Source organism: Algimonas porphyrae (assembly GCF_041429795.1).
Taxonomy (GTDB): Bacteria; Pseudomonadota; Alphaproteobacteria; order Caulobacterales; family Maricaulaceae; genus Litorimonas; species Litorimonas porphyrae.
The window spans coordinates 224,989-247,306 of sequence record NZ_CP163424.1 but is presented as its reverse complement, the minus strand read 5'-3'; the positions used below and the strand labels follow the sequence as shown (position 1 = coordinate 247,306).

Here is a 22,318-nt window from a genome sequence, read left to right as displayed (position 1 = left end):
GCCTCGACGACATTCAGTCTTGGGGCCGTTCAGCGTTCGGCCAGCGCCCCAAGCGCAGTTCGGAGCCCTTCTACACGGTCTCCATAGCGCGTCCACCGTCCGATCGACCCGGAATAAAGCGGCTGGCGCACCTGAACAGAGCTGGCTGTCGAGACCGGCGCGTCATTTTCGTGAAAACGCAAGCACCGATCATCCCAATCCAGCCCGCAAAAGTCGAGCAGGCGACGGGTCTGAGCCTCTTGGTCGAAGACAATCTCCTCATAACGGATCTGCAGGAATCTGTCGGTTGGTAAATGGGCGGCCCAGTGCTGGACCAGATCGTCGAAGGCTTGAAAATAGCGCGCCGTGTCGAGCAGATCGAAGCTGTAATTATAATAGGAATGACCCGTGGAGAAGAGCTGCCGATAATTAGACAGGCAGCTATCCATCGCGCCGCGCCGCAGAACGATGATGCGCGCATCCGGCAAAGCACGATGAATAAGACCAGCATTCAGAATGTTGAGCGGCATCTTGTCGACTGAGCGCTTTCCCGCTTCGCCCATCGCCTCCAGCAATCCCTCGACAAATGACCGGTAATCCTGGCCGATCTGACTCAGATCCTGCCGGGCCAGCGCATTGAATGTCGGTGGGTCCAGCACGTAGCGGGTTGCTGTCCCGGCCTGGCGCTTGACCAAATCGGCAAAACTGTTGAGCTCCCCGACAGAGCGCACATCGGGATGGGACGATAGGATCCGGTCCACCAATGTCGTGCCCGTCCGGGGGAGGCCCGTGACAAAGATGGGCGCGGTAGCGTTCGCGACGTTCGGGCACGGTCGGTCTTCGGCGACAGACGTTCGTGCCGCAGAGGCTTGGGCGGTAGACGCGGCAATGGTCCGCTTGGCGGCGTCGATCAGGGCCATGTCCCATGCAATATCATGGCCGACGGCGGCTTTCTTTCCGGCCTTGGCCTTGGCGAGCCAGTCGAGGCTCTCCGGATAGCGGTTCATATCCTCGAGCGTCTTGGCGATGGCGTGACCGATATGCAGGGCGGCATCAGCATCATGCGACAGGCGATCAAAGGATGCTTCAAGCGCGCTCAGCCTGTTCTCATCATCGGTCTGTCGGCGGAGTGCCACGAGCGCGGACATGGCGCGGTAATTGTCCGGGTCGCGAACAAGCGCGGCTTCGTAAGCGTTTTCGGCCGCGTCGAATGCACCGGAGAATTGCAGGGACGCGGCAAGATTATAATGTGGATTGGGCTGGGATGGGTCAGCGGCAACGACACGTTCGAAAAAGGGCACGGCGCGCTCATGCAATCCGACACGGGACAGGACCACCCCGATCATGTCGTTGACGGATGCGCGCCGATCATTTTGCTCGATCTGGGTCTCTGCTGCGCGCTCGGCGGCTATGCGCGCGTCCATCTGCCGACCGCATAGCGTATAGGCCCGGGCCAGCTGGGCCTGAAGGTAGGCGTCGTTTGGGTCGAGCTGCACAGCCTTGCCCAGCAACTCGATCGCCTTGGCGTGATTATCGTGATCGAGCGCAATCAGACCCAACGCGCACACGGCTTCAGCATCGCGACCATTCTGTCTGAGACGGGTCAGGGCCGCAGCATGTGCGTCACGGTAGTTTTTCAATCCGATCAGAGTGAACAGGGACGTCAAAATATGCCTCTCATAGCTTCATCTGGCCGATCTGAAGGGCGCATGATGTACAGATTGCATCATTGGAAGGCAAAAACGCCCAAAAATGTGACCTTTCTGCATCACTTGGCGGAAAACAGGGCGTTTGTGATGCTTTTATGAACTTTGGTCTCTGCCAGATAAGGGTTTGGACGCTAGGCAGGCGTGCGAAGGGACAATTTCAAAAAGATAAAGGGGTTAAAACCATGCTTCCATCCATCACACGGCGACGATCGGCGCTCTGCGCATCGGCGAGTCTTGTCGGCCTGTTGGCGAGCGGCTCGCTCGCCGCGCCCGCTCTGGCGCAAAGCGCCAGTGCAGATGACGAAATCATCGTCACCGCGACGCGTCGCGCAGAGTCCATCCAGGACATTCCATTCAATATTGCGGCGGTCGGTGCCGCCCAGATCGAAGAACAGGGTTTTGGCGACATTGCGCAACTGATCGAATTCGTTCCGGGCATCAATATCGTCGATCAGGGCGGACGCGACGGGAACCGGATCGTTGTGCGCGGTCTGAATGCCGACCCGATCTCGGGCGGCGGCGGCGGTGCCGGATCGGACGGAGGCGGAACCGTATCCCCTTACATCGGAGAAATCCCGCTTTTTGTCGATTTGCGTCTGAACGATCTGGAGCGGGTCGAAGTTCTGCTCGGCCCACAGGGGACGCTCTATGGTGCCGGTACGATGGGCGGTGCGATCCGCTACATTCCGAAGCGGCCACAATTTGACGACTATAGCGTCGAAGCCCGCGCCGATGCCTATAGCTATAAGGAAGGCGACGGTATCTCGACGGATATTGGCTTTACCGTCAATGTGCCGCTCGGCGAACGTCTGGCTCTGCGGGGCAATGTCGATGTTCTCGACGATAAGGGCTTCATCGACTACCCATTCGTCAGCCGTCTGCCGGGCTTCTTCAATCCCGACCCGGACTTTACCAATCAGGCGGATGTCGACGCCAATCTGCTCCGTGTCGAAGACGCCAACTATGAAAAGGTACAGACCTATCGTCTGGGCCTGCGGGCTCAGCCGACGGATTGGCTCGATGTCAATCTGACTTATTACGGCCAGGTCGCCAAGAATGGGGGTCGAACGACTTCCGGCCTGCGCGGCCCCGTACCGGCGGGCGAATATGAAGCGCCGCTGCGCGTGGTCGAACCGGCCAAGCTCGATACGGAGTTATGGGCCGTTGAAGTGACGGCGGATCTCGGTTTTGCCGAGCTGACCTCGGCCACAGGCATTTCGGAAGAAAATTTCTACGGTCAGCGCGATCAGACCGATCTTCTGATCAGTCTGGAATATTCCTATGAAACCTTCCCGACCTTTACCGGCTTTACACTGGAAGAAGAGAAGTCGGAGCGGATCAATCAGGAACTCCGTCTCGTCTCCCAGAATGAAGGCCCGCTCGACTGGATCGTCGGCTATTTCTACAATCAGGCGAATAATGTCGGCATCAGCTCCGAATTCACGCCGGGCTTTGGCGACTTCGCCTTCGGGCCCGGAACGTCGGCGCAGCTCAATGATCTGGAATATTATGCGGTCGGGCGCTCCGAACTGGTCGAACAGGCCGTATTCGGCGAGATCGGCTATCAGCTGACGGATCGCTGGGACGTCACGGGCGGTATTCGAGTCTATAACTATACGCTGGATACGGCGGACGCATTCCCCGATCCGGTCAACCCGCAGACGACCGTCTTCTTCCCCTATTTCGGCTGTCCATCCGGGCAGTGCGGCCTCTCGCTGGAGGCAGCCGATCGGGATTCGACCTATCCGCTGGGGCTCAATCAGGAGTTTTCGGGCGAGCTGTTCAAGCTCAACACCTCCTATGAAGTGTCCGACGCCGCCACCCTCTATGCGACCTTCAGTCAGGGCTACCGCATTGGTGCGTCTAACGGCCTTGCGCCCTGTCCGGATGTATTCGTGCCGGGGCCACAGGGTCAGTGCGGCCTGACGCCGGGACAGCAATTCGGCCCGAATGCTGGAGATATTGCGCAGATCAATGAGCGGGAGTTCTTCCCCGACACGGTCGACAATTTCGAGATCGGGGCCAAGACGCAGTGGCTCGACGGCGATCTGACGCTGAATGTCGTGGCCTATTTCATTGACTGGAAAGACCCGCAGGTAGCGTCAGCCTCTGTCAACGCCAACCTGCCGATCACGGTGAATGCGGGTGCTGCCGAGTCCAAAGGTCTCGAAGTGCTGGGCTCTTGGGCCGTGACCGACCGGTTCAATCTGCGGGGCAACTACTCCTATGTGGATAGTGAGCTCTCAGAAGCCGTGCCGTCACTGGTTCGAACCATCACACCGCCGGGCTTTGGCACGGCGTTCGAAGATGGTCAGGTGGGTGACCGCCTGCCGGGTTCGCCCAAGCATCAGTTCTCCGTCTTCGGAGATTATGAGCAGCCCTTCTGGAATGGCGACTGGTTTGCCAACGCCGCGCTGACTTATCAGTCCTCCGTCCTGTCGCGCACGGGCGGCAGGGGCAGCTCGCTCACCCTGCCCAGCTATGCGCGCGTCAATGTCGCGACGGGCTATGGTGAGGATAACTGGCGCCTGACCGTCTATGTCGACAATCTGTTCGACGACTATTCCGAGACGTCCGTGACTGGCACAAGCCTGTCCAGTCAGGCGCCCAGCGGCCTGACGGTGCGGTCGTTCCGGACGAACGTGCTGCCGCCGCGTTCGGTCGGCGCAAGGCTGCGAATCACCTATTAAGCGCGCAGGATCGATTTGCGCACGTTTGAGGCTCTCCCGAGAGGGGGAGCCTTTTTTTGGGGGCCTATATACCTAGCTAGCCAACTTCCGGGCGCAGCGATTGGCTAGCTATTGGAGTTGACACGAGTCGGGGCAGGACTCATGTCCTGCGCGTAGTGGATGTGAGCAAACGATGGCACAATCAGTAGCGATAGCCAATGAGTTCCTCAAACGACGCCCTTTCTCGCAAATGCAGTTGCAGAAGCTGGCGTTCATTGCCAACGGCTTCAATCTTGCAATCAACGGAGAGCGGCTTGTCGATGAGACCTATAAGGCGTGGGACCTAGGCCCGGTCGAGACGTATCTTCGCGATCATATCTCGCGATGGGGCTCGCAAAACATTCCGCGTCTTATCAGCGAGCGCGATCGTGGAAGTCAGTGGCTTTTTGAAAAGGATAAGCCGACTGGCGAGCCTTATCGCGCAAGATTGAGCGTTGATGAAAATGCCGTCGTAGAGCAGGTGTTTCGCAGATACGGTAGGTTGAGTGCCTTCAAACTTTCCGAACTGACCCACTTGCCGGACACACCATGGTACCGTGCGTATCAAAAAGGTCGCAACACAGACATTAGCGACGATGATATTATAGAACATTACACAGATTTGCTTCGGAGTTCTAAAGCCACGGCATGAGCGGATTCCGTCCTGAAGACATCGGCGGTGTATCCAACGAGCCGCCCGAAACTGATTTCGACGAGTCTCAGAGCGAGTTTTATGCTGAACTGGTTGCTCAGCTTCAAACTGATCTCAGCAACGCGCAAGGCGAGAATAAGCGTTTACGCGATGAAAACCTGCTTGTTGAGGCTCGGGCGCGACTTATGGAGCCTTACGCGAAAAACGTGTTCGCTTTCGTCTGTGTCTACTGCATAGGGGTTTTTGTCCTATTGCTCCTTCAGGGAGCGTGCGAGAGTTTCGATCTCTCTGACACGGTTCTGGGTATTATCGCAGGGAGCACGGCTGTCGCAACACTTGGTCTGGTTGGGATTGTGCTGAAAGGGCTCTTTGGTCCTGACGGATAGTAGGGCTAAGCGGCTAGCCGTCCTCGTTCAATACCAGATGCAGTTGCTGCCCCTTTTTCGGGAAAGCCCGATCAAGCATCGCTTTGAACTGATCCCAAGTCGCAGATGCGCGCATCAAGCCGATGACTGCGTGAAGATGCTGCGCGAGCGCTGGGTGACCAATATCATCGGTAAGGTATTGATGATGGCGTTGCCGCCGGACACCTGTTTCGGTGGTAGGATTACGTTTCTGGAGCTCTTCAAGAATACCCGGTGCTAGACGTTCATAAACAATATCGTTCGTGTATTTACCTACGACACCTGGCCGCGCTACCGACATGGCATTCCAGTTCCATCCGCGCAGCCGGAATATCTCTCGATAAAATGCGTCCGGGAATCTCTTAGCCCATGCCGCGAACTCTTTCTGCAAATACTTATCTAGGATCGCTTGCAGGGCGTCCTTGTCGCGAACGGATTGATAGCCCGTTGCCTCGTCAACGAGCGCGACAATACCTAGTTCAGCAAGACCACGCATCACAATTTCGGCTGCTTGGGCCCTGTCTGCTTGTTGCGGATTCAGCAGGCCGTCCTGACGCGCCTGTAGCCAGATATTACAAATTTCTGGCAGAGCTTCCGCAGGGTAGCCTGTAACTTCACGCTCCTTTTCGCCATGGCGATAAGTGATCGGCTTGAGGGGCCCGTCAAGTAACTCCTTGGTTATAAAAGGAAGAAGGCTTCGAGAGGCGAGAAATACAGGCATATGGGCCCCGCCGCTCTCGAACTCTGTTTTCAGGCGCTTTGCTGCGCCGCTTCGGCCGCCTAGCGACTCTGCAATACCATTTTCTGATAAGACCCGGCGGCCATCCTTAAGCACTGCGCATGGAATCGATACTTCGCCGATGCGCAGCGTCCCTTTATGAGTGGCAACATTATCGGGTATTGCCCCTGCTTCTTTCTCAAGGCGCTCTTCCTCAAGGGGCGGATTGCTGCCGTTTGTCACAGCTTTAGCCAGGGCGTCGAAATCGACATTCAGCGGCTCGATCTCTCTAGGCATTGATTAGGTCCTTGTAAGTCAACCGCTTCCCTGCAGCGTTGGCGATAGTTCCGGCGATGAAGTCTAGAGTAGAAAGGCAGCGCGTGTTGTGGCGGTGCGAGAACTCCGTCACATAGCGATGCAGGTGCTTGGTGCTCATGTAGTGGTAAATGCCGTAATGGCCGCGCTTGAGCAGCGCCCAAAAGCTCTCAATGCCGTTCGTGTGGGCTTGGTCCCGCACATACTCGCCAGCGCTATGGCGAACGAAAGCGTGAGTGTAGCCGTGGCGCTCTAGGCCGACATAGGACGCGGCTTCGTCTGTAGTGACGCGAGCGCCCTCCGGGGCATTGGCGCGGACGAAACCTTGAAGGGTGTGCTTGCGCGTGTTGGCGACGTGCTGGGCGCGAACCTGGCCGTCCTGATCACGCATCCCGACCACGACAGACTTGCCGACCGTACCGCGCCCCGCATTCAGCTTCTTGGATGCGTGCTTGGACTTCTCTTTGCCGCCCATGAAGGTCTCATCGACTTGCACGTCGTCATTCATCGGGCCTTGGTCGCCGTTGGCCATCCACGTCTCGCGGATGCGCTGGGCAAGAAACCACGCGGTCTTCTGCGTGACGCCAAGCTCCTTGGCCATCTGGACGCTGGAGATACCCTTGCGGGCCGTGGTCATCATGTACATGGCCATGAGCCACTTCTGGAGAGGAAGGCGGCTCTCTGCCAATACCGTGCCTGTGCGGACGGAGAAGTGCTTGCGGCACGACTTGCAACGGTAGGGCATGGGCTTGTGGTTTTTGCACTCGGAAACATCTTCGCTTCCGCAGTGGCCGCAAGTGGGCTTGCCGGCCCAGCGCTGGTTCTCGAAATAAAGGCGGGACGCCTCTTCGTTTGGGAAGCGCTCGAAAAACTGGAAGAGGCTAAGGTCGGACATGCCGCCTTAGAACATAACTAGCCAAGCATGGCAAGGTAAATCTGGCTAGTTAGGTATATAGGTCCCTTTTTTTTTGCTTGTTTCCGGTGCCGATGCGCTGTGGCTGCGACATCGCCGCGCAGCCTTGCCGTCATACATGACCACCTGTGGAGAATCGTTGCGCAGGCGGGATGGTTATACACCCTCGTTCACACAGAGGTGGACAGCGACCGCTTTCGTTTCGGTTTCGATTCTTGCAATAGGTTCAAAGGGTTAGAGTGGGTCCCGTTTTTTAACCCATGACAATTCTGTGACGGCGGGGCGAAATCTTTGTCGCGAATCCAAGACCTTAACGAGTTGTTAGCCTTGTGATGTCCATGGGAACCACACAAGGTGTTGACGTATTGAGGGAGCGCGACACTATATGTAGTCAGAAGCTCCCTGCTTCGTCTCACCACGAAAAACAGAGGCGAGCCCGTGTCAAAACCGGGTTGCGGGGATGTTTCGGACGAAAAAGGGACGATTTGATCGGCAACGATCTGGGAATCTGGGGGACTGAGAGCATAATGAGCATGAGCGAAGACGAGTTTGGCAAGGATCTGGACGTGGCCGAGATGGAGGCCCAGGAAAGCGCACAGCATGCCGTCGATGCGCTGATGGCCCGCGCCGCCATGCCCAATCCGAATCAGATGGGCAGCCCGCCTCTGGGCGGCGGCAGCGGCAAGACTGCGCGACAAAAGCCCAAGGCCGCCAGCAGCAAGCCGCGCGCTCGTGCCCCGAAACAGGACCGCACGCGCGATGCGCTGCTGACGGATTTCGGCAAGAAAACCCTCGTCGACCGCTATCTCCTGCCCGATGAGTCCTATCAGGACATGTTTGCGCGCGTCGCCGCCGTCTATGCCGATGACGACGCCCACGCGCAGCGTCTCTATGATTATATGAGCCAACTCTGGTTCATGCCCGCCACGCCAGTGCTGTCCAATGGCGGTGCCGGTCGCGGCCTGCCGATTTCCTGTTTCCTCAACAGCGTCGACGATAGCCTTGAGAGCATTGTCGGCACTTGGAACGAGAATGTCTGGCTGGCGTCCAACGGTGGCGGCATCGGCACCTATTGGGGCGGCGTGCGCTCGATCGGCGAGAAGATCGGCCGGGCCGGCAAGACGTCTGGCATCATTCCCTTCATTCGGGTCATGGACAGCCTGACACTGGCCATCAGCCAGGGCTCCCTGCGACGCGGCTCGGCGGCGGTCTATCTCGACATCCACCATCCGGAGATCGAGGAATTCCTGGAAATCCGCAAGCCATCCGGCGATTTCAATCGCAAGTCCTTGAACCTGCATCACGGTCTGAACATCACGGATGAGTTCATGGAGGCCGTGCGCGACGGTGAGGAATTCGCTCTGCGCAGCCCGGCAACGGATGAGGTCATCAAGACCGTCAGTGCCCGCGCCCTGTGGCAGAAGATCATCGAGATGCGCCTGCAGACGGGCGAGCCCTATCTGATCTTTTCCGACACGGTGAACCGCCAGCTGGCCGAACATCAGCGCGATGTCGGGCTGAAAGTGCAGCAATCCAATCTCTGTGCTGAGATCATGCTGGCCACAGGTCAGGACCAGTTCGGTCGCGACCGTACCGCTGTCTGCTGCCTGTCATCGATCAATGCTGAAACCTATGATGAGTGGAAAGACCAGCCGGGTTTCATCGAAGATGTCATGCGCATGCTCGATAATGTGCTGCAGGACTTTATCGACCGGGCGCCGGACGGCATGAGTGATGCGGTCTACTCCGCCATGCGCGAACGCTCCGTCGGTCTCGGCCTGATGGGCTTCCACTCGCTGCTGCAGAAGAAGGGCGTGGCATTTGAGAGCGCCATGGCCAAGTCGCTCAACATGCGTCTGTTCAACCATATTCGCAGCCAGGCCGATGCCGCCAGCGTCAAGCTGGCCCATGAGCGCGGTGCTTGTCCGGATGCTGCCGACGCCGGCAAGATGGAGCGCTTCTCGCACAAGATGGCCGTCGCGCCGACCGCGTCCATTTCCATTATCTGCGGCGGTACGTCCGCGGGCATCGAGCCGATCCCGGCCAATATCTACACCCATAAGACGCTGTCTGGCTCATTCACCGTGCGCAACAAGTTTCTCGAAGAGGTTCTGGAACGTCACGGCAGAAATACGGATGGCATCTGGGCCAATATTCTAGAAGCCGAAGGCTCAGTCCAGCATCTGGATTTCCTGGAGGATCACGAAAAGGACACCTTCAAGACCGCGTTCGAAATCGATCAGCGCTGGGTGATCGAACATGCAGCCGACCGCGCGCCGCTGATCTGTCAGGCGCAGTCGCTCAATATCTTCCTGCCAGGCAATATCGATAAGTGGGATCTCCACATGCTGCACTGGCAGGCTTGGGAAAAAGGCGTCAAATCGCTCTATTACTGCCGTTCCAAATCGGTACAGCGGGCCGGGTTCGCCGGTTCCGAATCACCAAAATCGGATATGGAGGCCGCCATGGAGGCGGCTGCACCGACCGATTATGAGGAATGTATTGCCTGTCAGTAGGCGGCCAATCGGGACGTGATCGTTCCGTAACAATGACCCTTATCAAGGCCCGGACCGCGTGTTCGGGCTTTTTTTACGATGATTATGCGCCTTCGGTTAAGTAAAGCGTGTCATCATTGCCACAATTCCGTACCAAATGCTCGCTATACGGGTTCGGCACGAAACTTGCTCTTGCTAAATGATGGCACCATCCGCTTAATTTGCAGGAGACGGAACCAGAACGGCCCAAATGGATTGGGCAGCTATCGCCAGGCTATCCGCCGACGGCGATATGAACAGGGTAAAGGACCCGACATGTTGGTTGGAACCAGCACGCGCAGGACGGCAGGACCGATCCACACCGCCGCGATTATCGCGGGCGCGGCGTTGCTCATCCTCATGTCTGCCGCTCCGACCTTCGCGCAGGACGACAAGATCACTGCCGACCTGCAATCGATCCCGCAACCCGTCCAGCCATCCGCATCCGATGGTCTGACATTGAATCTGGCCAGTGGCTCGGTCGATCCGATGGGGCGCTTTGACCTCGATATTCCGAATCTCGACATGCCCAACCTCAATCTGCCGGTTGATGCGGTGGGATCGACGCTCTTTCGTCTCGATCTGTCCAATCCGGCCTGTCTGAGCGGGACCAGCACATGCGATCGCCGCACGGATAGTATCGATTTGGGCCTGTCACCTTACATCACGGCGAAGAAGGATAGCGGCATCGATCTGGTGCTGCGACCGCGCGCCAGTTTCCGTTTCGACGACAATAGCAGCTCCGCACTTGTCGGCGCCGTCGTCGAGATCGGTGAAGATCTGCGCCGCGGGTCGGATTTCAAGACCAACACCTGGTATCTGTTCGCCGGAGCCGATGCCGAAGCGCTGACCTTCTCGCCGGACGGCATCAGCCAGCTTTCATCCGGCCAGTTCCACTTGCAGGACCGGATTATCGTCGGCGATGCGCAGGCGGGTCTGGGGTACCGGATCGGCGACGCGGATGTGTCCCTGTCCTATCTGCGCCGCGAAGCCCAAGCCGAAGGGTTCAGCTACAATGAAGACGCGGCTGCCCTGTCCTTTACCTGGAAACGCTAGGCACGACCCCAGCGGGACCGCCTCAGCAGTCTCTAAATTCGTAAAATTCAAGCGTGCGATCCTCGGCGCCGTTCTACGGATGATGAACAGGCGCACTGTTCAGAACGATGCCTTCTCCTTCATTCCGCTCTCGCCGACTTGACCGGCGAGCCATCACCCAACCCTCTCTGCTAGTCGCGACAACAGGCGATTGGCGGGTCGGTCGAGCCGTCCTGAGCTGAGGAATTGGAATGGGTTAGACAGATCAACCCCAAGCTCTGCCGCGGAGTCCGCTTTTTCTTTCAACGCCCTACCACCGATCTGTCTAACCCAATCCACCCCCTCATAGTTCCATGTTGTTTTACCCTAACCTGCTTCTGACAGGTGAGCGTATCGGTCTATGTTCCGTCGCGGCTAGATGGATGCTTGCGGGTTGACGACAAGCCGCTAAAGCTGGGCTGAAATCATCAGGGACGGCTCGCACATGCGCTCAATACATGAAATTCCGCTATTACTGCTTGTCGTCGTTGCCGCCGCAGCCGCCTTCGGTTTCTGGGCCATGGGCGCATCGGAACTCGCCGCGCCGATCAAACTGGGCGATGTCTATATTGCCAAATCGATTGCAGGGCTGGCCAAGGATGCCCTGTTCGTCCCGCTCAAGCCCCTCATGTATGCGCTGATCATCCTGTCGATCGGCAGTTCGATCGCGATTTCGACCGGCGGTCTCGGGGCCAAGTTCGTCCGTGTTCTGCTCTTCTTCGTCAGCTTTTCCCTGATCGGTATGGCATTGGCGATCACCGCCTTCTTCCTCTTTTCCGACCTGCCGATCTTGCCGGATCCGGCCTCGATCGGGGCGGGTTCGGGCGGAACTGACCCAGTCGCCCTTCGCAGCCAAGATCTACGGCGTTCTGACCAGCGCATTGATGATCTGTATCTATACGGGCCTGATCTTCGGCGCGGCCCTGAAGCGGCTCGGCCTGGGCCGGGAAGCGGATGCGATCAGCGACATGTTTATCGCCGGGTTCCGCAAGTTCCTGCAATATACCATCCCGCTGGCCGTGTTCGGGTCGATCACACTGGCACTGAATAGCCCCGGCGGGGTGCAGACACTGGGCAATCTCGTGCCGCTGCTCATGCCCTATATGTTGGCGATGGTGCTGGTCTGGATCGTCATGATTCTGGTCACGTCGGCCATTCAGGGGCGCGGTATTGGCTTCATCCTGCGGGCCGTTCTACCACAGGCGCTGGTCGCCTTTTCGACCTCGTCATCCATCGCCACGCTGGTCGCGACCAAGAAAGCCTGTAACGATATGGGCGCGAATGGCGATGAGAGTACGCCCTTCTTCACCATCGGCGCGACGATCAACATGGTCGGCACGGTCATCGGCCTGCTGTTGATGAGCCTCTATGCGATGAAAGCCTTCGGCATCGACGTGAATATGACGGACGCGCTAGTCGTCGGTTTCCAGTCGCTGGTCTTCGCGACGGCTGCCGCCGGTACGCCGTCTGCCTCCGTCGTGCTGTTGCAGGATATTCTGGTCAGTCAGGGCGTATCAGCTGAATATGCGACCTATGTGACCGCGCTGATCATCACGATCGACACGCTCATTCTCGATCGTCTGCGCACCGTCATGAACACGCAGTCCGATAGCATGAGCACGGTCAACGGGCTGAAGCTCTACTACCGCAAGCCGCGTGTCCTGATAGATGATGCGGGCTAGGGCGCGATCACGACTATGCGGTCTTATGTAGGGAACCTGAAGGGCTGTTTGCGCGTCATTTCCGCAAAGGAGTGACCGCCATGATGACAGAGCAAAGCGCGAAAGCGGATGCCCGGCGCAGTGCCCAGACGGCGCCGCAACCCGATCCGGAGGCCGCACAGCGCGCCCTCCATGATGCGGCCGCCCATCCGCGCCGCATGCCGGCGCAGCGTGTCAGCCAGACACAGACAAGCGAAATTGCAGGGCGGAATGTCCACCGCGCGATCGATCAGGTTATCAGCGAATTTGACGATCCCGACGCACACAAGGTCGAATAATCCGATCCCGCAACCGCGCAGCGTTCGACCAATCCTGGACCGATAACGATCAGGCGCGCAAGCTTGCGCCCAGCTTCTCCGCGGCCTTGATGATCTTGTTGCTGACGGCTTCGATCTGGGCGTCGGTCATGGTGTCGTCAGTCGGTGACAGCATCACATCGATGGCAAGGCTCTTATAGCCGTCATCAATGCCGGGGCCGGCATAGACATCGAACAGGGTAACATCGCCGATCAGGGTCCGATCCGCGCCTTTTGCGGCCTTGATCAGCTCGCCGGCGGCCAGGCTGTCCGGCACGATGAAAGCGAAATCGCGATGCACCGGCATCAGATCGGACAGGGTGAGAGCGCCTTTGCTCTTGCCCTTGTTCTTGCCGCGGGGTGCGGGAAGATTTTCCGGCCAGATTTCGAAGGCGACGACACGCCCTTCAACCCCCAGACGCTTCAACACGCGCGGATGCAATTCGCCAAAATCTGCGAGCACGTTCTTCGGACCCATCTGCAGGCGGCCCGACCGCCCCGGATGCCAATAGTCCCCGGTTGGCTTGGATAGCTGCAGATTGGCGATATTCGCCCCCATCGCGCTCAGTGCAGCCAGCACATCGGCCTTGGCGCTCAAAGCTGTGATCGGGTCCGCTCCGGCCCAGTCGCGGGCGGGTTCAACCCGGCGCAACCCGGCTAGCGTCAGGGCTTGATCATCCGGTTCCGTGCCGCGGTAAACGGGCCCCAGCTCGAACAGGCTGGCCCCGGGATAGCCCCGATCGGCGGCCGTCTGCCCGGACAGTAGCAGATGGATCAGCGCGCTCGGGCGCATCACGTTCAGCTCGCGGCTGATCGGATTGTCGAGGTGGAGCGCATCCTCACCGCCGCCAAAGGCTCTGGCGTGATCGTCCAGCACGAAGGACCAGCTGACGGTCTCGCTCAGACCCTGAAGGGCCAGCGCCCGCCGCGCCAGCCTGGTGCGGCTTTGCGTTAATGTGGCGGTCGCTTCGCGTCGTCCCGGCAGGGGCGGCAAAGGCGTGGAGGGCAGACGCGCGAACCCGGCAATGCGGGCAACCTCTTCGACAAGATCGGCCTGCAAGGTCACGTCCCGGCGCCAGGTCGGGACGGATACGGTCCAAGGCGTACCACTGCCCTGCCTTTGAAAGCCGAGCGCAGCGAGGATCGCTTCGATCTCGGTGTCGCCAGGTGTAAATCCGAGGAGTTGCTCGACGCGGGCCGGGTCGAAGCTGACACTATCCGGTGCGGCGGGGATATCCCCGGCAATGTCGACCGTGCTGGCCTCGCCGCCACACAGATCCAGCACCAGACGCGTCGCCATTTCCATGCCGTCGCGCATAAAGCCCGTATCGATGCCGCGTTCGAACCGGTATTTGGCGTCGGAATTCACACCGAGCCGCTTGGCCGAGCGACGGATGGTCAGCGGGTCGAACACCGCACACTCGATCAGAATATCGGTTGTATCGTCGGACACGCCGGAACTTTCACCGCCGACGATCCCGCCCAGTCCGAGAATGCCGCGCTCGTCACAGATGGCGACATCATCCGCAGTCGCGACATAGCTCCGGTCATCGAGCGCGTCGAATTGCTCATTTTCGCCCATCCGCACGATGATCGAGCCGCCGGACCCTCCATTGACCCTGGCCAGATCATAGACGTGAAGCGGACGGGCGCGGTCGACCGTCATATAGTTGGTGATGTCGACCAGCGCCGAAATCGGGCGCAAGCCGATAGCCTTCAGCTTGGTCTGCAGCCATTCGGGCGACGGCCCGTTCTTCACACCGCGCACGACACGGCCGACAAAGGCCGGGCAGGCCTCAGGTGCTTCGATCAGGACAGTCTGTGCATTGTCAAAATCCGGAGATACGGGACCGATCGTGTCGGGTTTCAGCGTCCCGATACCGGTCGCGGCCAGATCCCGCGCAATGCCGCGCACGCCCAGCCAATCGGGACGATTGGGGGTAACTTCAAAGTCGATGACGGGGTCGTTCTGGCCCACCACATCGGCGACAGGGGTGCCCACGGCGACTTCGGGCAATTCGATGATGCCATCGCTATCCTCGCCAAGGCCGAGCTCATTGGCGGAGCAGAGCATGCCGAAGCTCTCCACGCCCCGGATTTTGCGCGGCTTCTTATCGAGGCTGAAATCAGCACCCGGAATATAGGTGCCGAGCCCGGCATAGGCGACATAAATCCCCGTGCGCGCATTCGGCGCGCCGCAGACAATGGTCTTCTCCCCGTCCCGGGTCGCGACCTGACAGACTTGCAGCTTGTCGGCGTCGGGATGTTTCTCGGTGGACAGGATGTGAGCGACCGTAAAGTCTGAGAGGGCCGCTGCCGGGTCGACAACGTCTTCGACCTCGAGCCCCGCCATGGTCATGGCGTCGACGATCTGCTCAAGCGTGGCCTCGGTCTCGAGGTGCTCTTTCAGCCAGGAGAGGGTGAATTTCATGATTCTAGTGCTTTTGCCTTAATCGTGTCGGCCATAGCGGAGAACTTTTCTGCCATTTCTTGATCCATCGACTTTTTATAAGTGTCGGTATAGCCGTGATATCCCCTGCCAGAAGATTGGATATCGAAAACAGCTATCTTTCCATCGTTCATTTCAATTATTTGGTGTTCCGATAGAATGAGCTTCACCTTACTCAAGGTTTTTGGATCGTCCGATCCAGCTAGTCGGCAGAGAAGCTCTATTTCTATCTCTCCTTGGCTAAACTGAAAGGATGTTTCCCCATGTGGGGGGTAAAAAAGATTGTTAAGGCTCAAACCATTTCTATCGACTTTTATTCCAGCAAACTTATTTCTAACGTGAGTTGTTCCAGCATACCATGTTGTGAAATTTTGGATTTTCTCACTCTGCCGGGCTGTGATGTAGAGGTGTTCAATTAAACGGCCAGCATTCCCAGTGGAATATAAGAAGACGCTTACGCTAAGCGTGGGCTTTGAGCTATCATCTTCCGAATAGGCTATAAAGAATTGGGAAGGTCGTGAAGCCTTAACCGTTCCGCGCCAAAAATTTGTCGCATAAACAGCAAAGATTGAAGCTCCCAGCGCCAGCGCAGAGATCAGTATGCTCAAATGGGCAGCTTCAATCACGACAACCCACTCTCCAGACTTGCCTGCAGCAATGGGCTGAAGCCGTAATGTCCGAGCCAGCGCGGGTCGCCGGCGAACATGTCGCGCAGGTCGGGCATGCCGTATTTCAGCATGGCGAGGCGATCGACGCCCATGCCGAAGGCGAAGCCCTGATACTGGTCCGGGTCGAGGCCGCAGGCGCTCAGCACATGCGGGTGAACCATGCCGCAGCCGAGAATTTCCATCCAGTCATTGCCTTGGCCGATCTTGATCGACGCGCCGTCACGCTCATAGCGCACATCCATCTCGGCGGACGGTTCGGTGAAGGGAAAGTGGTGCGGACGGAAACGGACATCCACGTCGGTTTCGAAAAAGGCGCTGACGAAATCCATCAGGCAGCCTTTCAGATGGCCCATATGAATGTCCTCGCCGATGACCAGGCCTTCGACTTGGTGAAACATGGGCGTGTGGGTCTGGTCACTGTCGCAGCGATAGGTCCGGCCCGGCGCAATGATGCGGATCGGCGGCTTCTGGTTCATCATGGTGCGGATCTGCACGGGGGAGGTGTGCGTGCGAAGCACTTTCTGGCCCACAGCGGCATCGGACCCGCTGGAATTTTGGCTTGGCTCTGGCACCATGAAGAACGTGTCGTGCATGTCGCGCGCCGGATGGCTGGGCGGGAAGTTCAGAGCCGTGAAATTGTGAAAGTCGTCCTCAATGTCCGGCCCTTCAGCGACCGAAAACCCCATATCGGAGAAGATGACGGCCATTTCTTCCATCACCTGCTGAACCGGATGAAGCGTCCCCTGGGGTCGCCCGACTGGTAGCGACATGTCGAGCGTCTCAGACGCCAGAGCCGCGTCGAGGGCGGCGTCTTCCAGTGCGGCCTTGCGCGCTTCGATCAGCGCCGCAACATCGGTCTTCAAACCGTTTAGCGCCGGACCCATCACGGTCTTCTCTTCAGGGCTCATTCGACCGAGACCGCGCATCAGCAGGGAAATCTCGCCCTTCTTGCCCAAGGCTGCGACCCGGACATCATCAAGGGCGCGCAGGTCTGCGGCCTGATCGATCCGGGCGGCAAAGTCGGTCCGCAATGTATCGAGATCGGTGGGAGACATGTGGCTCATGGACTAACTCTTGAGGCCCGCAATGAGGCTGAAGGCGGCGGCGCTATGGATGGCGCTCCCTAATGGGACGGCGCGTTCTGCGCAACCACTCGGGGGCAGTCATGAGAGGCGGTGATGTGGCGGGAGTCATGGGCGGCAATCGATTCCTCGAGCGCTGATCTTAGGCGGGCCGCACTGGACTGGAATGGATCAGGCGTGACGGACGCGCCGCTTGGCACCCTCGAACGTGGTGCGGTTGGTCGGCTGTTTTCCGACAGGGGCGACGGCTACTTCTGGCTTGCGGTACAGGCCGGGCGCGCCGTCTACGGTTTCGAGACCGAAGGCTTCGCCGCCGACTTCTTCGTCCGCGCCGAGGACAAGATAGCCATAGGGTTTCAGGCAAAGCGACAGGCCGCGCATCAGCCGGATGCGAGCCGGGCTCGTATACTGGCTGAGGGCGCCACGGAACAGGACGATGTGAAAGCGTTCCTTTTCCATCCGGTCGGACATTAGGTGCATATCCTGAAAACGGACGCGTTCGCGCAGCGCGTCGGATGCGATCCAGTCGGTTGAATTGGGCGACGGGTCCGGGGTAAAATGACTGACCATGTCGCGCGCGGACAGGCCACGCTGGACTTCGAAATGAGTATAGCGACCGGCCCGGGCACGCTCCAGCGCCTGGCTCGGATAGTCGACGCCTGTCAGATAGAGCTCCGCCTGACCGAGTATGTCGCGACCTTGGGGGCTCTGCGCCCGCATCGCGACGGAGTAGACGTCCTGCCCCGAGCCGCAGCCATGACAGAGAAGATCAAGTCGGCCCCCGCCCCGGGTCTGGGCGAGATCGCGCAGCGCAACATCGAACAGCGTGTTCAGAGAGGCTGGATCGCGGTTGAAATGGGTGTCCCGTTCGACCAGCGCGGACACGACCTGCACTGCCAGCCGGGCCTGTCCGGATGAAAACAGTTCCTGAACCATCGCATCAAGCGAGGCGTAGCCTTCGCGCCGGGCCAGATTGGCAAGCCGTGTCTCGACCAGAAACGCATGGTCGGACCCCATACGCACCCCGGCCAGCTGCAGGGTCAGTCGCCGCAGGGCTTCGTAATAACTCGGACGGAGACTGAGCGCACCTCGCATCGGATCAGCGATGCTCCAGCAAGCCCGCCATGGCGAACTTGGATTCGATAATGTCAGAATCGAACGGCTTCATGATGTATTCGTCCGCGCCAGCCCGTAAAGCTGTCACGATCTGTTCGACGCTACGTTCCCCGGTACAGAAGAGGATGGTTGGCATCGGTTCTCCGAGCTGATCGGCGACATCGCGCAGGGCGCCGATAAACTCCGCCCCCGCCACATCCGGTGTCTTCCAGTCGAGCATCACCACGGCGGGCAGGGCGTTGCGGCACAGATCCAGCGCTTCGAGTCCGGACTTGGCCTCGATCACCTCATAGCCCAGTTCGCGAATGATGCGCGCAGCGACACGCCGGACCATCGGGGATTGATCGACGATGAGACATTGCGGGCTCATGACGGGGCATCCCCGGGCTTGCACATCAAACCGCCATCCATCAGCGCGGCCAGCTGTGCGCGCAGATCCCCTTCCGTTTCCGCCGTGATCATCGGCGGTGGTGGCGGGGTTTCGGTCAGCGGATCAGGAGCTGCATGATCGCCCGGCGTTGCGAGCGCGCCCTCAGGCAGCAACAGGGTGAAGGTATCGAAGCCGGAACCGGAAATCTCGAACCCTTTTGCGGCGGTGCCGATGTCCAGGCGTCCCACGCCCTGCAGCGGCAGAGACCCGGCAATCAGCTCTGAGAGTCGGTCGAACAGGCAGGCTTCGACGTCGGATTGTCCGGATTTCGCAATCCAGACATCATCGAGCGAATGGGACAGGGACAGGACCTTGCCATATTGCTGTCCAACCTCCAGCAGACGCTGCATCAGAGCCGGGAGCATGAAGTCGATGGGTTCCGTGTGATAAGGCCCTGTCGGAGCAACCGGGTTCGGGCCGGACGGGGCGTCCATCGGTTCGGTCTCGATCGTGGGATCGATCGCGATCAACCGCGATAGAGCGGCGCGTTCGTCCGGCGTCGCATGCGGCAAGACGCTGCTCAGCGTATTTCTGGCGATCGCCATCTGCGTATCGGTGGCGGGGCGGGGCGTGTTCGCGCACGCAGCGTTGGCCATTGGCTGCGGCAGAAGCTCGTCCAGTCCGGCTTCATACTGGCTGAGCAGTTTGTTGAGGACGAACAGGCGTCCATCGACGCGTGTCCAGTCGATCGGCAGATGAGCGTTACAGCGTTCGATCAGGGCCATCACATCCTGCGCACTGCGGTAGATGGCGCGCGCCCGCGCCCGCTTGGCGTGACGCTGGATCGTATCGAGCCGCTCGCAGATCCAGACGGGATCACGACCCCGCGCCGGGCGGTCGCCGCCCGGGCTGCGATCAGCGTCGATGATGGCAGACATTTCCGATCCTGCCGCCAGACAGAACAGGCGCGCCCGCGTCAGATCATCACCATCCCGCCCGGAGGACGCACGGTGAAGCGTCGCGGTTGGACGGGCAAGCTCGGTCGACGGATCGCCGGCCTGCGCGTCCGGGGCGGCGCTGTGAGAGGTCACGCTCATGCCGTGGAGCCGAAGGGAGTGAAAATGGGTCGCATCATGGTGGCGACCCTCTTGTCCGAAAAGGGTTAACTCCGCGCTAAATGAAAGCGGCTGGATCGGGGCAATTTTATGACAATCCTGTCAGTCCGGTCGACTGTATCAGGCCGGAAAATCAGGCCAGAAAATCAGGCAGGGAAATCAGCCCGGAAAACGACTTTTTCGTCCTCGGCAGAGGCGGTCACATGGCCGCCGCCTTCGCGGGCCATCATGCTGGCATAGAATGGCTGGATGGAGCGCCCATCGAAACCGTGGTCTGGCGAGCGGCCATTCAGCGCGCGCTCGACCGTTTCGTCCAGCCGGGCCCGCGGCCCGACCGCCACGACACTGAGCGCGTCCGGTGTGCTCGACAGGGTAACGGAGCCGCCGCGCGGCACGGCCTGCACGCCCAGCATGGCAAGGTTCAGTAGCAGTCGCGCCCGCGATTTCTCGACGCCGTCAGCATGGAAGTCATAGACGATGTCAGCCTTGGCATCGTCGAACATGTCATCGACCAGTGCGGTGATTTCGCCCGTCCCCAGCACGCCGGGCGCTGACCCCGCCGCTCCGAAGGCCAGACGCAGAAACTTCAACTTGGCCGAAGCCCGTCTCGAACTGGATTTTATCAGCGCCAGCGCATCGTCATGCATGTCCGCATTGCTGTCATCATCGAGGATTTCGATGGCTGTGCCCAAGGCCCCGACGGGGCTGACAAGATCATGACAGATACGGGCGCACAGCAAGGCGGCGAGGCTGGACGGGGTCAATTTCGGAGGCGTACTCATAATAGCGCTCATAACCGCCGTCGGGCACATGGCAATAGGGGACAGATGGCGCAATAGGGGACAGGCGGCACGCCTGGCCCGCTCTTGTTCAGCACAAATTGTGGTTCAATCGTCCTGATCAGAGATCAGGGCGATGGCGGCCTCCAGAGCGGGATCACGTCCCTCGCGCAGGCTGTCGATCGTATCCGGCGCGGCGATGTCGGGTTCAAGACCGATGCCGTCCTCCACCGGGCCGCTATTATTCTCGAACCGGAAAACCGGAACCCTCAGACGGATGTTTGATTCCGGCAGGGTAAGGAAGAAGATTGTTCCGGCGGTCGGCCCAGCAGGGTTTCCTCCCGTTTTCTCGCCGATCAGCGTCACATCCCGTGCCGCGCGCAGCGTTGCGATCAGATTGGTGCTGCCGGAGCTGTTATTGCGGCTCGTCAGGATCGTGAGCTTGCCATCGAAGCGGGAGGAAGCTGGCTCGATCCTGTCGGTCTCATCGGAGAACATGCCGCGCAGCCTATATTCGCCCTGATCCGTTTTGCGGAACGCGAAGCGGGGTGGATTGATGGCGCGTTGTTCCCAGGTGCTGATATAATCGACATAGGCATCATGATCGATCGTCTTCATGATGTCCGCCGTTTTCATGCGCCGTTTTTCACTGATCAGATAGGAAAAGAGACCTTGGCTGGCCTCGGTCGAGCCGCCGCCATTGCGGCGCAGGTCCAGGATCAGATGGTCCCGGCCTTCTGACTTGAGCGCCTCGAAAACAGGGCCGTAAATCGTATCGACATCCACAGGCTCGCGGTAATTGACGAATGTGTCGACGCGTAAAACCGCGCCATTGTCACCGATCCGAGTCAGGCTGACCGCATCCTTGAAATTGCGGCGACCGGCATTCGCATTCAGGGCCGACCAGGCTTTGAACCCGACGCGGTCGAGCTGAATGGTCCATTGTTCTCCATCCGGGCTTTCCAGATCCAGTGTCGCCGTCGCAGGGACGTCCCAGAGAAGCGCGCCGAAATGATCGACGGCGCCGCCCTTGAACTCGCCCGATGCGCCCATTTCCGTGTCTCGCACGTGATCATTATAGCCATCGACCGGGAGATAAGGGTGCAGCGCGGTGCGCAATTCGTCAATGCTGCGCCCATCAATGCTGAGGATTTCGTCACCCGCCCTTACCGGGCTCCCTTCCGGTGCGCTCCGGATGAGAGCGCGCTCATCCACAATAGTCCAGGACAGCGGCAGATAGGCCGCGTCCGTATCGCGGGCCTTGGCCAGGTCCCGGGGCAGTTCCGCCTTGGTATGGTCGCAGCGGATCTGCGCCAGTACGGCAGAGATCTCCAGATAGAAGTCGCCGACGGAAAGCCCCGCTTCCCGCTGATTGCGCTCCAGGATCGCCTGCCAGGCCGCATCCAGCGTCGCGACATCCGTGAAGCGCGTATAGCCGGGATGGATATCAGCATAGGCATTGCGAGCCAGGGCGACATTCTCGCGAACGATCTTTTCCGACAGGCGGCGCTCCTGAGGGTGCTCTGCATGGATCGCCGTGGCGGCAGCTCCGGCGGGCGGGCTCTGAGTTGTGCTTTGAGGTGTCAGTTGCGCTGCGCAGAGTGAGGCATTGCCCAGAAGGGTGGTCGTCAGAATCAGGGATTTGAATGTCGGTGACATGTGAGAGCTCCATCAAGTGCGATGGATCTTCTCTGACGGCGGTCGCTCCGAGCTGCG

Annotated in this window: 18 protein-coding genes; 7 read left to right on the top strand and 11 right to left on the bottom strand. The window is 59.4% G+C overall.

Annotation, left to right across the window (positions count from 1 at the left end; genetic code table 11):
- Positions 1-29: 29 nt before the first annotated feature.
- Positions 30-1,646 carry a tetratricopeptide repeat-containing sulfotransferase family protein gene (locus tag AB6B39_RS01135; protein ID WP_284370983.1) on the bottom strand — a complete coding sequence of 539 codons (1,617 nt, stop codon included), beginning with the start codon at positions 1,644-1,646 and terminating at the stop codon, positions 30-32.
- 224 nt (positions 1,647-1,870) lie between these two features.
- On the opposite strand from AB6B39_RS01135, the gene AB6B39_RS01130 reads away from it, so the two are divergent.
- The 3 genes from AB6B39_RS01130 (at position 1,871) to AB6B39_RS01120 (ending at position 5,434) form a co-directional block, all read left to right on the top strand.
- Entirely contained in the window at positions 1,871-4,378 is a 2,508-nt protein-coding gene (locus AB6B39_RS01130; protein WP_284370981.1) for a TonB-dependent receptor, read from the top strand.
- Positions 4,379-4,550: 172 nt separating this feature from the next.
- Positions 4,551-5,048 carry a Panacea domain-containing protein gene (locus AB6B39_RS01125; protein WP_284374438.1) on the top strand — a complete coding sequence of 166 codons (498 nt, stop codon included), beginning with the start codon at positions 4,551-4,553 and terminating at the stop codon, positions 5,046-5,048.
- The gene (locus tag AB6B39_RS01120) at positions 5,045-5,434 is read left to right on the top strand and encodes a hypothetical protein (RefSeq protein WP_371398676.1); all 390 of its coding nucleotides are present in this window, start codon (positions 5,045-5,047) and stop codon (positions 5,432-5,434) included. The genes AB6B39_RS01125 and AB6B39_RS01120 overlap by 4 nt, the downstream gene beginning before the upstream one ends.
- A 13-nt stretch (positions 5,435-5,447) precedes the next feature.
- On the opposite strand, the gene AB6B39_RS01115 is transcribed toward AB6B39_RS01120, so the two are convergent.
- Positions 5,448-6,467 (bottom strand): P63C domain-containing protein, encoded by a 1,020-nt coding sequence (locus AB6B39_RS01115; RefSeq protein ID WP_284374166.1) that lies wholly within the window; start codon positions 6,465-6,467, stop codon positions 5,448-5,450.
- Positions 6,460-7,380 carry an IS1595 family transposase gene (locus AB6B39_RS01110; RefSeq protein WP_284374164.1) on the bottom strand — a complete coding sequence of 307 codons (921 nt, stop codon included), beginning with the start codon at positions 7,378-7,380 and terminating at the stop codon, positions 6,460-6,462. Before AB6B39_RS01110 ends, AB6B39_RS01115 begins: the two co-directional genes overlap by 8 nt.
- Before the next feature lie 650 nt (positions 7,381-8,030).
- On the opposite strand from AB6B39_RS01110, the gene AB6B39_RS01105 reads away from it, so the two are divergent.
- The 4 genes from AB6B39_RS01105 to AB6B39_RS01090 all read left to right on the top strand — a co-directional run bounded on the left by AB6B39_RS01105 (position 8,031) and on the right by AB6B39_RS01090 (position 13,005).
- A complete protein-coding gene (locus AB6B39_RS01105; RefSeq protein ID WP_348520208.1) occupies positions 8,031-9,914 on the top strand; it encodes a ribonucleoside-diphosphate reductase subunit alpha in 1,884 nt (627 codons plus the stop codon).
- Positions 9,915-10,208: 294 nt separating this feature from the next.
- A complete protein-coding gene (locus tag AB6B39_RS01100; protein ID WP_284374161.1) occupies positions 10,209-10,988 on the top strand; it encodes a hypothetical protein in 780 nt (259 codons plus the stop codon).
- A gap of 902 nt (positions 10,989-11,890) precedes the next feature.
- Positions 11,891-12,688 carry a cation:dicarboxylate symporter family transporter gene (locus tag AB6B39_RS01095; RefSeq protein ID WP_284374159.1) on the top strand — a complete coding sequence of 266 codons (798 nt, stop codon included), beginning with the start codon at positions 11,891-11,893 and terminating at the stop codon, positions 12,686-12,688.
- An 80-nt stretch (positions 12,689-12,768) separates the two neighbouring features.
- Entirely contained in the window at positions 12,769-13,005 is a 237-nt protein-coding gene (locus AB6B39_RS01090; RefSeq protein ID WP_284374157.1) for a hypothetical protein, read from the top strand.
- A 49-nt stretch (positions 13,006-13,054) separates the two neighbouring features.
- On the opposite strand, the gene pheT is transcribed toward AB6B39_RS01090, so the two are convergent.
- From pheT to AB6B39_RS01050, 8 genes are all read right to left on the bottom strand, one after another.
- The gene (gene pheT, locus AB6B39_RS01085) at positions 13,055-15,454 is read right to left on the bottom strand and encodes a phenylalanine--tRNA ligase subunit beta (RefSeq protein WP_284374155.1); all 2,400 of its coding nucleotides are present in this window, start codon (positions 15,452-15,454) and stop codon (positions 13,055-13,057) included.
- Positions 15,451-16,098, bottom strand: coding sequence for a hypothetical protein (locus AB6B39_RS01080; RefSeq protein WP_284374153.1), 648 nt, complete (start codon positions 16,096-16,098; stop codon positions 15,451-15,453). Before AB6B39_RS01080 ends, pheT begins: the two co-directional genes overlap by 4 nt.
- Entirely contained in the window at positions 16,095-17,195 is a 1,101-nt protein-coding gene (gene pheS / locus AB6B39_RS01075; protein WP_348520207.1) for a phenylalanine--tRNA ligase subunit alpha, read from the bottom strand. Before pheS ends, AB6B39_RS01080 begins: the two co-directional genes overlap by 4 nt.
- A gap of 198 nt (positions 17,196-17,393) precedes the next feature.
- Complete coding sequence (locus AB6B39_RS01070; RefSeq protein ID WP_284374151.1) at positions 17,394-18,317, bottom strand: CheR family methyltransferase; 924 nt, start codon at positions 18,315-18,317, stop codon at positions 17,394-17,396.
- A 4-nt stretch (positions 18,318-18,321) separates the two neighbouring features.
- The gene (locus AB6B39_RS01065) at positions 18,322-18,708 is read right to left on the bottom strand and encodes a response regulator (RefSeq protein WP_284374149.1); all 387 of its coding nucleotides are present in this window, start codon (positions 18,706-18,708) and stop codon (positions 18,322-18,324) included.
- Positions 18,705-19,805, bottom strand: coding sequence for a hypothetical protein (locus tag AB6B39_RS01060; protein WP_284374148.1), 1,101 nt, complete (start codon positions 19,803-19,805; stop codon positions 18,705-18,707). Before AB6B39_RS01060 ends, AB6B39_RS01065 begins: the two co-directional genes overlap by 4 nt.
- Positions 19,806-19,969: 164 nt before the next feature.
- On the bottom strand, positions 19,970-20,605 hold the full coding sequence (locus AB6B39_RS01055) for a histidine phosphotransferase family protein (RefSeq protein WP_284374145.1): 636 nt from the start codon (positions 20,603-20,605) through the stop codon (positions 19,970-19,972).
- A 105-nt stretch (positions 20,606-20,710) separates the two neighbouring features.
- Positions 20,711-22,261, bottom strand: a complete 1,551-nt coding sequence (locus AB6B39_RS01050) for a S41 family peptidase (RefSeq protein WP_284374144.1) — start codon at positions 22,259-22,261, stop codon at positions 20,711-20,713.
- Between the last annotated feature and the right edge of the window lie 57 nt (positions 22,262-22,318).